This is a genomic window from Shewanella sp. BJSY2023SW001 (assembly GCF_047314685.1).
Taxonomy (GTDB): domain Bacteria; phylum Pseudomonadota; class Gammaproteobacteria; order Enterobacterales; family Shewanellaceae; genus Shewanella; species Shewanella indica.
Genome location: NZ_JBKORF010000030.1, coordinates 19,987 through 31,582 on the forward strand (window position 1 = coordinate 19,987; position 11,596 = coordinate 31,582).

12 protein-coding genes are annotated in these 11,596 nt (G+C 54.4%); 9 read left to right on the forward strand and 3 right to left on the reverse strand.

Annotated elements, in window-relative coordinates:
* Positions 1–2: 2 nt before the first annotated feature.
* From ACMHXH_RS07225 to ACMHXH_RS07265, 9 genes are all read left to right on the forward strand, one after another.
* Positions 3–602: a HyaD/HybD family hydrogenase maturation endopeptidase gene (locus ACMHXH_RS07225; RefSeq protein WP_093982780.1), complete on the forward strand. Its 600-nt coding sequence runs from the start codon at positions 3–5 to the stop codon at positions 600–602.
* On the forward strand, positions 589–2,472 hold the full coding sequence (locus ACMHXH_RS07230) for a NiFe hydrogenase (RefSeq protein ID WP_335912893.1): 1,884 nt from the start codon (positions 589–591) through the stop codon (positions 2,470–2,472). Before ACMHXH_RS07225 ends, ACMHXH_RS07230 begins: the two co-directional genes overlap by 14 nt.
* Complete coding sequence (gene hypF, locus ACMHXH_RS07235; RefSeq protein ID WP_335912895.1) at positions 2,472–4,928, forward strand: carbamoyltransferase HypF; 2,457 nt, start codon at positions 2,472–2,474, stop codon at positions 4,926–4,928. Before ACMHXH_RS07230 ends, hypF begins: the two co-directional genes overlap by 1 nt.
* Positions 4,929–5,003: 75 nt before the next feature.
* Positions 5,004–5,879 carry a hydrogenase nickel incorporation protein HypB gene (gene hypB / locus ACMHXH_RS07240; RefSeq protein WP_251767046.1) on the forward strand — a complete coding sequence of 292 codons (876 nt, stop codon included), beginning with the start codon at positions 5,004–5,006 and terminating at the stop codon, positions 5,877–5,879.
* Positions 5,879–6,127, forward strand: coding sequence for a HypC/HybG/HupF family hydrogenase formation chaperone (locus ACMHXH_RS07245; RefSeq protein ID WP_025010286.1), 249 nt, complete (start codon positions 5,879–5,881; stop codon positions 6,125–6,127). The genes hypB and ACMHXH_RS07245 overlap by 1 nt, the downstream gene beginning before the upstream one ends.
* On the forward strand, positions 6,114–7,238 hold the full coding sequence (hypD, locus tag ACMHXH_RS07250; RefSeq protein WP_071477385.1) for a hydrogenase formation protein HypD: 1,125 nt from the start codon (positions 6,114–6,116) through the stop codon (positions 7,236–7,238). The genes ACMHXH_RS07245 and hypD overlap by 14 nt, the downstream gene beginning before the upstream one ends.
* Positions 7,238–8,242, forward strand: coding sequence for a hydrogenase expression/formation protein HypE (hypE, locus tag ACMHXH_RS07255; RefSeq protein ID WP_221055122.1), 1,005 nt, complete (start codon positions 7,238–7,240; stop codon positions 8,240–8,242). Before hypD ends, hypE begins: the two co-directional genes overlap by 1 nt.
* Positions 8,242–8,589: a hydrogenase/urease nickel incorporation protein HypA gene (hypA, locus tag ACMHXH_RS07260; protein WP_071477383.1), complete on the forward strand. Its 348-nt coding sequence runs from the start codon at positions 8,242–8,244 to the stop codon at positions 8,587–8,589. Before hypE ends, hypA begins: the two co-directional genes overlap by 1 nt.
* Before the next feature lie 309 nt (positions 8,590–8,898).
* On the forward strand, positions 8,899–9,078 hold the full coding sequence (locus ACMHXH_RS07265) for a hypothetical protein (RefSeq protein WP_226683972.1): 180 nt from the start codon (positions 8,899–8,901) through the stop codon (positions 9,076–9,078).
* Between the two features lie 293 nt (positions 9,079–9,371).
* Here the strand turns inward: ACMHXH_RS07265 and ACMHXH_RS07270 are convergent, their stop codons facing one another.
* The 3 genes from ACMHXH_RS07270 to ACMHXH_RS07280 all read right to left on the reverse strand — a co-directional run.
* Positions 9,372–10,535 carry a chemotaxis protein gene (locus ACMHXH_RS07270; RefSeq protein WP_226683973.1) on the reverse strand — a complete coding sequence of 388 codons (1,164 nt, stop codon included), beginning with the start codon at positions 10,533–10,535 and terminating at the stop codon, positions 9,372–9,374.
* A 195-nt stretch (positions 10,536–10,730) separates the two neighbouring features.
* The gene (locus ACMHXH_RS07275; RefSeq protein WP_071477381.1) at positions 10,731–11,042 is read right to left on the reverse strand and encodes a hypothetical protein; all 312 of its coding nucleotides are present in this window, start codon (positions 11,040–11,042) and stop codon (positions 10,731–10,733) included.
* A gap of 69 nt (positions 11,043–11,111) precedes the next feature.
* On the reverse strand, positions 11,112–11,596 hold a 485-nt coding region (locus tag ACMHXH_RS07280), incomplete at its 5' end, for an IS30 family transposase (RefSeq protein WP_413737889.1).

The following is an 11,596-nucleotide window of genomic DNA, read 5'->3' on the forward strand; positions in this document are numbered from 1 at the left end:
AGATGAAGATATTGCTGCTGGGTATTGGCAATGTCCTGTACGCCGATGAAGGTATCGGCGTACATTTTGTCAATTACCTCAATGAAAACTACCAATTTACTCACCCAAGCGATCAGCTCGATCTCCTCGACGGCGGCACCCTGGCACAGGGGCTTACCCCTATCATCGCCAAGTACGACGCTTTGCTCTTGGTCGATACCGTCAATGCCGCAGGCGCCAAACCCGGCGAAGTCTATTTCTTCGACTTCGATAAGGCTCCCCCTGAAATCGACTGGCAAGGCAGCGCCCATGAAGTGGAAATGCTGCAAACCCTGATTATGATGGAGATGCTTGGCGACAGGCCCCACACCATGGTGCTTGGGATCACCCCTACCGTGATTGAACCCATGACCCTTGGGCTCACACCGCAAATTGCCGCCGCCGTGCCCTTGATGGAAACCACGCTTATCAACTATTTGCAGCACCTTGGCTGGCAATGCCAAAAAACCGGTAACACTGACATAGAAGCCCTTATTCCCCACTCCTATCGCCCAAAGCTGTCTGTAACTGCAAAGGTCGATGAAGAAGACAAACTGCCGGAAACATCCCATGAAACTCGTTAGATTCGAATTTGACTGCGCCTCGCAGCAGCCTTGGTATGGGCATTTATGTAACCAATATCTTAATTACGATAAGCTGAATATCACTATCGCCCTGTTGCCGCTGAAATCAGCGGCCAAGCAAAGCGCTGCTGCCGCCCTTGAGCACAATCATCAAGCGCCCAGGATCATCTGGCGATATATTCTCGAAGCAGAGGGGAGCCAGAGTGAGCTTGAGCAGCTCGCCGATGAGATTGCAGGTGATTTTCTCTTGAGCACCAGCTTACTGGACTCACGTATTTTACTGGCAGAGGAAAGGCTCGGCGCCGCCACACCATTGGCTTTAGCCGACGTACTTCCCAATGCAGCCACTCGGCCGAGCCTGGCGTTTTGTCAGCACTGCCAGCCACGTTTGGGCGATAACCAACACCCTGATTTTGCCAATATCCGTTTGCCCTGCCCCCACTGTCATGGTGAAGAGGCGGTATTGGCCGAGCCGGAGCTCTGCGCCCTGCAACCAAGCGATATCCGTGCCATGGCCGAGCAACTGCTTGAGGGCAAATCGCTCACGCTTACCGACAGCGGCAATCGGCGCCTAAAACTGAGTCTCAAACAAGATGATATGCCTCAGGACATATCCAACGGCCAAACACTTATCTGCTGTAATCCCAATAGCCTCAACGCCCACTTCCTGCTGAGCGATGCCGAAGTGCTGGCGCTTTCTTCGATGGAAAAACCTGCGCTGCGGTTAAGGCCCTGCTCGCAGCATCCCAGGCTCACACAGCCCCTGTACTCAGTGGCGTTTGCCGATAGCAGACTGCTGCTGATCATCTGCGAGTATTTGCGTATCAAGGGCTGCGACTATCTGTTTGCGGTTGAGTTATCCCAGCCATCCCGTGTAGAGCTATGCTGGATAGCCGGTCACTATCTGCCGCTCTATGCTCACCAGGCGCAGCTGAGTAAGGTAAGCTCAGGCCATGCCTTGCCGGAAACCCTGCACGATGAGGCAAGGTTCGGCAATTCAGTGGCGACCGTCCAAAACCTGGGCAACAAAAAAGAGCCGCAAATTGTATTGAGAGCGGCCACGGAGAATGACGCTAATATCTGGCAAGTGGCCACAGAGCACGGCGCCGAATGCGCCTTCAACGCGCTTAAGGCCGAATTCTGCGGTATAAAAAAAGCTGCACTGCTCTATTTCAGCGGCTCGAATCCCTCACAAATACGCTATCTGGATAAGGACGGCAAACAAGAGTGCTTCTTTGAACTGACTCAACTGCCCGCCAGCGGCTATGAAATAGTACACGCACTGGAGCAAAGTCCGCAGCGCACTGTGGTGCAAAAATTCAAAAACCAATTCCCCGAGTGTTATAACCGCCTGCTGGATATTGGCAGTCGCGAGCTATCTGTCTTCCCCGGGTTGGATGCACTGTGGGCCGTTATCGCCATCATCAGTGGGCTCGGACAACAGGGCCAGTCGGCCACAGAGCTTAAAGATGCCTTTATTGCCGCCGCCATGAGTTACAAGGGCGCCAACGCACCGCGAATCGATTACCCCTTGGCCAAAGGCGAAGCGGTGCGCGGCCTTAACTGGTGCAAAACGCTGGGCACTGTCATGAGTTTCCGCCTCGCCGGCGACACAGATGCCGCCAAGCTCTGCTTCGCCGCCCAGGATTCACTGGCCGACTATCTGGCCAACTGGGTCGAGCATCTGGATCTCAGCGTTGGCATAGATTGTGTGTTTCTGGCCGGCAGCGCCATGGCCAACCCGGTTCTGAGCAAGAGAATCGCCATCCGCATCGGCAAAAACTTCCCGCTGGCGGCCAGTCAGCTGCTCGATCTCGACGGCGCCCTGCTCGCCGCCGGCGCACTTTGGCTCAGGCAAAGGAGGCGCTGATGACAGCGCTTGTTGCCCAAAGCTTTAATATCAAAGGCATAGTCCAGGGGGTGGGTTTTCGCCCCTGGATTTTCCAGTTGGCAAAACGCTTTCAGCTCACGGGCCATGTGCTCAACGATGGGCAGGGCGTCAGCATATTGGTGCAAGGTCCGGAGATGGCGCTGGCAGGCTTTCGAGCCGCGCTCGATACCGAGCGCCCGCCGCTGTGCCGCATTGATGAACTCACCGTCAGCCATGCCCAAGTGCAGGACTTACAGGATTTCACCATAGCGCACAGCAGTGCGGGGCAAGCGGCGGCCATAGTCACTGTGGGCAGCGACAAGAGCAGCTGCGATGCCTGCCTGGCCGAGATACGCGATCCCGATAATCGCCACTTCGGTTACCCCTTCACCAACTGCACCCACTGTGGCCCCAGATACACCATTATCCGCAACCTGCCCTACGACAGACACAATACCGCCATGGCGGGCTTTGCGCTCTGTGATGCCTGTCGCCAAGCCTATGAAGATCCTATGGACAGGCGCTATCACGCCCAGCCGGTCAGTTGCCCAAAATGTGGCCCCGAGCTGACACTGCGTGGCGCAGGCGGCGAAATCCTCGCCAAGAGAGAGCAAGCGCTGGCGCAAACCATTGCCCTTATAAAACAGGGCAAAATCCTCGCCATCAAGGGCCTAGGGGGCTTTCATCTGATCTGTGATGCCGGTAATCATGACGCAGTCACTGAACTTAGGCGCCGCAAGTGCCGCCCGGCCAAACCGCTGGCACTGATGATGCCCTCAATCGAGTTCGCCAAACAGTATGCCGAAGGCTCGAGCGCCGAATGGCAACTGCTCAGTAGTCAAGAGCGGCCAATAGTGCTTATGGGCAAGAAGCAACACCAGGCTGACGCTCCGGCACTCAGCAGCGCCATAGCCCCGGATATCGACCGGCTGGGTTTGTTCCTGCCCTATACGCCGCTGCACACCCTACTGCTCGATGGTCTGCAGCGGCCGCTGGTGGCCACCAGTGCCAACCGCTCCGGTGAGCCGATTATCACAGACGGCGACGAGGTGCTGCAGCAACTCGGCAAGCCGCCTCTGGCTGTGGTCGATGCAGTATTGGATCATAACCGCCCCATCATCAACGGTTGTGACGACTCTGTGGTGCAGATGCTGGATGATGAACTGCAAATACTGCGTCTCGCCCGCGGTTATGCACCGCTGAGCCTTCCAAGCAAAAGCTTGGCGAGCATGAACAAAGCAAGCAAGAGCTTGGCGAGTAAGGACTCTGGAGACAACTGCTCCAACAAGCTGCCGTCACTGCTGGCCGTGGGCCCACAACAGAAAAACACCCTGGCGCTCAATATCGGTAATCAGCTCTATCTCAGCCCCCATATCGGCGATCTTTTCAGTGTTGAGGCTGAAGGCTATTTCGAGCGCACTTTGCAGAGTTTCCAGCGCCTGTACCGCTTTGAACCCGAGGCCATCATCCGCGATAAACACCCCGACTACGCCTCCAGCCGCTGGGCCGAGCGGCAAAGTGCTCGGCAGCTTGAGGTGCAACATCACTTCGCCCATCTGCTGGCGGTGATGGCTGCCAATGATTACAGCGGCAAGGTGCTGGGCTTCAGCTTTGATGGCACAGGGCTTGGAGATGACAACCAGCTCTGGGGCGGCGAACTGCTGCTGGCCGACTGTCAGGGCTTTCAGCGCCTGGCAACCCTGAGCCCGATGACACTGCTCGGTGGCGAGCAGGCCATTCGCGAGCCTTGGCGCCTACTCTATAGCCTGCTGTTGCAAAACCATGGTATTGAAGAGTTGCAGCAATTGGCGGTCTTTGCCGCCGAGCCCGCTGCCAAGCTGGCCAACCTTGGCAAGCTCGCCAGCAGTGGCATAGGTCCAAAGAGCCACTCCATCGGCCGTTTATTCGATGCCGCCGCCGCTATGCTGGCAAACTTGCGACTCAGCCAATATGAAGGCCAAGCCGGGATTATCCTGGAAACCCTTGCCCGCAGAGCCATTGCCGCCGGGAAACAGCAAGGCGCCGAGAAGCTTGGCTTAGAGCTGAAGCTTGAACATGAGCTCGAACCGACAAACACTCGCGCCGAGCTGGTGCTTGGGCAGTGGCAAAGCGCGCCGTTATTTTCGGCGCTGCTGCAAGCCTGGCGCACCGAGCCGGACAGTGAACTGCTGGCGCTGGCCTTTATTCAGGCCATAGGCAAAGGGATTATCGCCGCGGCGCTCAAGGCCCGTGATTGGCTCAAGACCGAAGGAATAGAAGATCTGCCGCTGGTACTGAGCGGCGGCGTGTTTCAAAGCAGGCTTCTCAGTGAATACTGCCACCGGGAACTCGCCCGGCTTGAATTTCACCGCTTGAAACCCGGCCTGGTGCCGGTCAATGATGGCGGTATCGCCCTCGGGCAGCTCTGGTATGGATTACATCAACCCGGGCTCACACAGAGCCTGGTCGAACGTTGAAATTACTGATTGATATCAAGGCATCTGCCGCCAAAGCGGCGCATGCTCAGATTAAGGAACCAAAGGGAGTTCATTATGTGTAAAGATTGCGGATGTTCACTGCCCAGGGGCAACGGCGGGCATCATTCTCACGAGCATGGTCATTCTCACAGTCACGATCACAATCACGGTCACAGTCACGATCACTCTCATGGCCATTCCCATGAGCACTCTCACAGCCATTCTCATAGCCATTCTCACAGCCAAGGCACAGTACACACCAACCCACAGCTGAACGACAGCAAGACTCTGTCGGTGATCCACAAGATCCTCGACAAAAACGACATCGAAGCTCAGCACAACCGGGAACACTTCGAATCCCACGGGGTGATGGCCTTCAATATCATGAGTAGCCCCGGCAGCGGCAAAACCAGCCTGCTGGAGCATCTCGGTGCCTATACAGACAAAAAATACTGCGTCATTGAAGGCGATCTGGAAACCTCGCGGGATGCCGACCGCCTCAAGGCCAAGGGCATAGAAGCGATTCAGATCCAAACCGGCAGCGCCTGCCACCTGGATGCCTTTATGGTGCACGGTGCCCTGCACCAGCAAGCGCTTGACAACATGGATATCTGCTTTGTCGAGAACGTCGGCAACCTGGTGTGTCCGGCCAGCTATGATGTTGGCACCCACATGAATATTGTGCTGGTTTCCATCCCCGAGGGCGACGACAAGATAGAAAAATATCCTGTAATGTTCCACCGCGCCGATCTGGTACTGCTGACCAAGTGCGATCTGCTGCCCTACTTTGACTTTAATGTCTCCGAGGCCCGTGCCCAGGTGAGTAAGCTCAACCCCAAGGCCGAGGTATTGGAAGTCTCTACCAAAGATCCCGCCAGTTTGACCCGGGTCGCCCAGTGGCTGGATAAGCAGCTCGCCGCCTTTGCCGAGCGCACCAAGGAGGCCCGCTGATGTGTTTGTCTATCCCATCCCAGGTAGTGGAGCTACACCCCGAAAGTCAGAGCGTTACCGTGGAGACCCTGGGGGTTAAACGCACAGTGAGCTGCCATCTATTGGATGAACCGCTTGCCATTGGTGACTATGTGCTTATCCATATCGGCTTTGTGATGAACAAGATAGATGCCGAATCTGCCGCCGAAAGCCTGGCGCTGTACCGTGAGATAGCGGCCAAACTGGAGGCGGAAGATGGCAGAGCTTGAGCTCAGGCAACTGTACGACGGCTTTCGCTGCCCGGCCACTATCCGTAATCTGGCCGAGGAAATCGCCGCACTGGCTCCCAAGCTGACCGAGCCGCTCAATATCATGGAGGTCTGCGGCGGCCACACCCACACCATAATGAAATATGGTCTACTGCAGCTGCTGCCGGAAAATATCCATTTCATTCATGGCCCGGGTTGCCCGGTATGTGTCATGCCCAAAGAGCGGATAGATCAGGCCGCCGCCCTCGCCCGTCTCGATGATGTGATCTTGGTGACCCTGGGCGATATGATCCGGGTTCCCGGCTCCAAGGGTTCGCTCGCCTCTGTGCGCGCCGAAGGTCATGATATCCGCGCCGTCTATGCTCCGCTCGATGCGCTGAAAATCGCCGCCGATAACCCGGACAAGACCATAGTCTATTTCGCCATCGGCTTTGAAACCTCCACGCCGATGACGGCGGTACTGCTGGAGCAAGCAGAAGCCAAGGGCCTTAGTAACCTCTTGTTTCATATCAACCATGTGCTGGTACCACCGGCAATAGATGCGGTAATGAGCCACCCCGAGACCAAGGTCAACGCCTTTATCGGCCCGGCCCACGTCAGCGTTATCAGCGGCGCCCGCATCTATCGACCGGCGGTGGAACGTTATCACACCCCTGTGGTGGTCTCGGGCTTCGAGCCGGTTGATGTCATGCAATCCATTCTCGCGCTGGTCAAACAGAAAGTCAGCGGCCGCTGTGAACTGGAAAACCAGTATCAACGCGCCGTCAGCGAACAGGGCAATCTATTGGCGCAGCAAAAGGTAGCGCAATTTTTTAAGGTACGCCCCAGTTTTCGTTGGCGCGGCCTTGGCCCCATTGCCGACTCGGCACTGATGCTGAAACCCGAATACAGTCACAGGGATGCCGAACAACGCTTTGCCGAGCGCTTGCCGGTGAAACAGATAGACGATCACAAGGCCTGCCAATGCGGCGATATTCTGCGTGGCATGGCCAATCCCAAGGATTGCAAAGTATTTGGCCGCGGCTGCACCCCGCAAACACCGCTCGGCAGTTGCATGGTCAGCTCTGAAGGCGCCTGCAATGCCTACTACAGATATGCCGGAGTAAACTGATGTCCGATAAACGAGTACAACTGAGCCATGGCGGCGGTGGCCGGGAAATGGCTGAGCTTATCAACAAGCTGTTTTTCGATGCCTTCGACAACCCCATTCTCAGACGCGAAGAAGACGCCGCCTGTTTGCATCTTGGCGGCGATTGCGCCTTTACCACAGACTCATTTACCGTAGCGCCGCTATTCTTCAAAGGTGGCGACATCGGCAAGCTGGCCATTGCCGGCACAGTCAACGACTTAGCTATGATGGGCGCCGAGCCGCAATATTTAAGCTGTGGTTTTATCATAGAGGAAGGCTTTGAAATCAGCCGTCTGAAACAGATAGTCGCCAGCATGGCCGATGCCCTGTCTCAATGCGGAGCCCGCATCGTCTGCGGCGATACCAAGGTAGTGCCCAAAGGCTGCGCCGACGGCATTTTCATCAACACCTCAGGGGTGGGCCGTATTCTCAAGCCGGGCATTTCGGCTCATGCACTAAGAAGCGGCGATGCCATCTTGCTTTCGCGGGACATAGGCCGTCACGGCGCCGCCATCCTGAGTGCCCGAGAAGGGCTGGAGCTGGAGTCTGAACTCAGCTCAGACTGCGCCGTGCTCTGGAATGTGGTGGAGCAACTGATCGCCGCCAATCTGGAGATCCACGCCATGCGTGACGCCACCCGCGGCGGCTTGTCGGCTGTGCTCAACGAGTGGGCCAAGGCCTCGAGTAAGGGCATTACCCTCAGAGAAACCGCCATTCCCGTCTGTGATGAGGTACGCGGCGTCTGTGAACTCTACGGTTTTGAGCCCTGGGATCTCGCCAACGAAGGCAGCTTTGTCATCGCCCTGCCCCGCGAACTCGCCGAAGGCGCGGTCGAAATCATGCGCCGCTTCGGTCATTGCGATCAGGCCTGCATCATAGGCGAAGTAGGCGAACAACATCCGGGTAAAGTGGTACTGGAATCGGCCTGGGGCAGTCGCCGTTATTTGGATCTGCCACAGGGCGAGCTATTGCCGAGGATCTGTTGATGCACGAGTACTCTATCGTCAGTGCCCTGATGGAGCAGTGCCAGCAACTCGCCGCCGAGCACGGCGCCAAGGGCATTGCCCGGGTCGCCATCAAGATAGGCGCCATGAGCGGCGTCGAGCCTGAGCTGGTTCGCACCGCCTTCAACACCTTTCGTGAGCACAGTGTCTGTCACGATGCCGTGCTCGATATCGACATAGCGCCGCTGACGCTATCCTGCAACCAGTGCCGGCAGCAAAGCACACCAGAAGAGCGCACCGTCATCTGTCCCCACTGCCACAGCCAGGATACCCGGATCATAGACGGTGAAGATATGCTATTGATGCAACTCGAGTTAATCACAGATTAAACCTGCCCAAGCAAAGCGGCGCCGCTATCTGTGTTGAACTGCACTTGTAAAACTTAAGGCCAAGGGCTATCGCTTCAATAATGCCTTTGGCCCTTTCCTCTATCCTTTCTTACTACTGCTATTTCGCCAATAAAACCTGTGCCGGCTTATTGCTAAACTATCCAGGCAGATAACACCTCTTGTTTTGTTAAGATGACTTGGTTACTTTAAAGGCGATTCAACCAGTTATAACATGCGGCTACCACAAGGACGGCTGGCATGCCAGTTCCCAAAAAAATCAATACAAAAATAATTTAAAAGGAGAACACCATGACTGAAAACAAGCAGTCTAAAATGGATATAAATTTACATGAGATCAAGTGCCCAGAATGCGGCGAAATAATGCCAAAGATTCGTATCCCCCAAAATATAAATCAACTGATGTGGGGTGGTTGCACTTGTCCTAAATGCAATTGCAAAATGGATAAGTTTGGTAAAAAAGTCATCTAATTAAAAGGACTATAATCGAAATACTTATGGTTTCATCAAGTCTACACATGAGCTAATACAGCTAAGGAAGGTACGAGTAAGTCCTCGGGCCCTAAAGAAACTGCAGGCACACGTTAAGCTGATCTGTAGAAATAAGTAACCAGCCCTGCAAATACCCTCGGACAGTTGGGCTTAAAAGTGGTGGCAAGTATCTGTTTGAAGTCCTAAGCCGCGTGTTAACACCCTCTTGCGACTAATACAACTTACGCTACCTTCTGCGCCTCACTATAAGACACTTGCCACCATTTGACTGACTATTGCTTCGTCATACTGGCCTGCTTCAAGCCGATACGCTTGCCCAACCAAACACCCAAGCCCAGTGGCGCAAAGAACACTACCAGCAAGAACAGCACGATATAGAGGATCAGGCTTTTAATCACGCCAGTGAGCTCTTCAAAAACCTGAGTCACAGTACGTTGCACCAGCGCGTCGGCTTCTTTGGTCACGGCCTGGCGCTCTCTATCCACCATCTGTTCCAGCGCAATGCGCTCACGTTCCACCATTTTTTCCAATGCCAAACGTTCAACCGACAGTTGCGCCAGATTGCGCTCGGCACTGGCATCCAATTGTGCCAACAGCGGCGTCAGCTCGCGGCGCAGATCCACTGCCAGCTCAGACATTAACTGCGGGCTTTCATTCATCAGCTTCTGAAATTTAGCCGAGGTTTCGCTGATATCTTTTAGGGTTTGCTGTACCTCTTTTGAGTTGATGTTAGAGTGAAGGGCAAACAGTTCTGCCTTCCAGCCAAGTAGTTTTGGCGTTTGGCTCGCCAGCATGGCCATACGGTCGGACATATCGCTCATCACCTCAGGCACACTGCCGAAAGTAGTCACAGCATCAAACTCGCCAATCTTACGGAAGCTCAACCAGTCGTTAAACGCGGAGACCCGCGGAAAGCTAACATCAAACAGCGGGTGGGCCACGGCATATTCGCGGATAAACTGCTGATTGGCATCAAAATCGGCTTTACTCATCAGCCCTTGCATGCGGCGCTCATAATCAGCCAACAACTGCTGACTGGTGTTGGCTGCCAGTTGCGTTTGCTCGCCAAACAATGCCTTGCCATTACCGGACTCAAAAAACTGCGCCATCTGAGCAGTAAAAGCCCAAGTGTCTATCATGGCGGCTAGCGGCGACACCTGAAAAATGGTTTGTCCCAGTGTTTGTTCGGCATTAATTTTCCACATCAGGGCATTGGATTTGATCTGCAGATCATCAGAGCGCTGCAGTATCAGATCGGCGCTTTGTTCTACTCCGGCAAAAAAGCTGCTGGCATATTCCCGGGTAAACACCCGCATGCTCAACTGTTCTTGCGGCAGCGGCTCAATACCGCTTTCCAATTTAACCTCAAGCAATGAACAACCCGAAGCCAGTAACGACAGACAAAGAACCAAACTCCAAGAGCATAAACTACGCATGGCACTCCACCAATACAGACAATAATAAGAAAAGAGGATCTTATCATTTTGCCGACTGTTGCCACCGAAGATAACCCAAAACGTGAGTAGACTCACAGCCCGCAAACAATTAAAAAACAATATGGTTGAGGATATTTTAAGCGGGTATTAACGGTCCACTCGATGACCAAGGTTACCCTTGGCGGATACAGAAAACTAATGCAATAACGCAAACAACAGCAACATTCCAATGGCAATAGACAAGTTGGTCTTCCAAAAGGCATTTTGGGTTACCGTTTGCCGAATCAATACCCCGCTTCCCCTCAACCAACCGGCCCAACATCCGGCGATCAATGCTTGTAGCATCAAAATAGACCCCACTAACATATAGGTCAGATCCAACCACCCCTTGGATGGAAAAATGGAAGGCAACAGGAGTAATCCAAAAATACCCGCCAAGGCCGCCCAAATGCAACCCACCAGCAATGCCAACAGAGAAGACAACAAAAATCCCTTTAATTCTTGCATCACACTCTCCTTGTTCTCGATGAAACGGCTTCCCCGCGAATTCAACTCCGAAGTGCACCACTCGCTAAATTAGGCTGCCTTGCGTAATTCATTGAATACCGCAACAGGTTGCCTGAAGCCGAGGCACTTTCTCGGTCTGGCATTTAATGCCCGTTCAATCTCACTAATTTGCCTATCTGTTACCGTCCGCAAATCGGTGCCTTTCCGTATGTATTGCCGCAGCAAACCGTTGAAGTTTTCATTCAGTCCGCGTTCCCAGGACGAATAAGGGTTAGCGAAGTAGACATCCGTTTTAAGCTTTTCTGCGACCTGTTCGTGGTCACAGAATTCGCTGCCGTTGTCCGCTGTGATAGTTCGAACATAACTTCGATATTTCCACAGCATGCCAACCATTGCCCGGGCCACATCGGCTGCGCTTTTCGCTGGCACTTTGCGTGTCAGGTGCAGCTTACTTTTCCGCTCAACCAGGCTGACAATCGCGCCCGTACCTTGCTTGCCCAGAACCGTGTCAGCTTCCCAGTCCCCAAACCGCTTTTTCTTGTTCACGATAGCGG

Bases quoted from the DNA above. Each gene is read 5' to 3' on its own strand.
- hypB (WP_251767046.1), top strand. From the start codon at position 5,004: ATGTGTAAAGATTGCGGATGTTCACTGCCCAGGGGCAACGGCGGGCAT.
- hypD (WP_071477385.1), top strand. From the start codon at position 6,114: ATGGCAGAGCTTGAGCTCAGGCAACTGTACGACGGCTTTCGCTGCCCG.
- hypE (WP_221055122.1), top strand. From the start codon at position 7,238: ATGTCCGATAAACGAGTACAACTGAGCCATGGCGGCGGTGGCCGGGAA.
- hypF (WP_335912895.1), top strand. From the start codon at position 2,472: ATGACAGCGCTTGTTGCCCAAAGCTTTAATATCAAAGGCATAGTCCAG.
- ACMHXH_RS07245 (WP_025010286.1), top strand. From the start codon at position 5,879: ATGTGTTTGTCTATCCCATCCCAGGTAGTGGAGCTACACCCCGAAAGT.
- ACMHXH_RS07275 (WP_071477381.1), bottom strand. From the start codon at position 11,042: ATGCAAGAATTAAAGGGATTTTTGTTGTCTTCTCTGTTGGCATTGCTG.
- ACMHXH_RS07265 (WP_226683972.1), top strand. From the start codon at position 8,899: ATGACTGAAAACAAGCAGTCTAAAATGGATATAAATTTACATGAGATC.
- ACMHXH_RS07270 (WP_226683973.1), bottom strand. From the start codon at position 10,535: ATGCGTAGTTTATGCTCTTGGAGTTTGGTTCTTTGTCTGTCGTTACTG.
- ACMHXH_RS07230 (WP_335912893.1), top strand. From the start codon at position 589: ATGAAACTCGTTAGATTCGAATTTGACTGCGCCTCGCAGCAGCCTTGG.
- hypA (WP_071477383.1), top strand. From the start codon at position 8,242: ATGCACGAGTACTCTATCGTCAGTGCCCTGATGGAGCAGTGCCAGCAA.
- ACMHXH_RS07225 (WP_093982780.1), top strand. From the start codon at position 3: ATGAAGATATTGCTGCTGGGTATTGGCAATGTCCTGTACGCCGATGAA.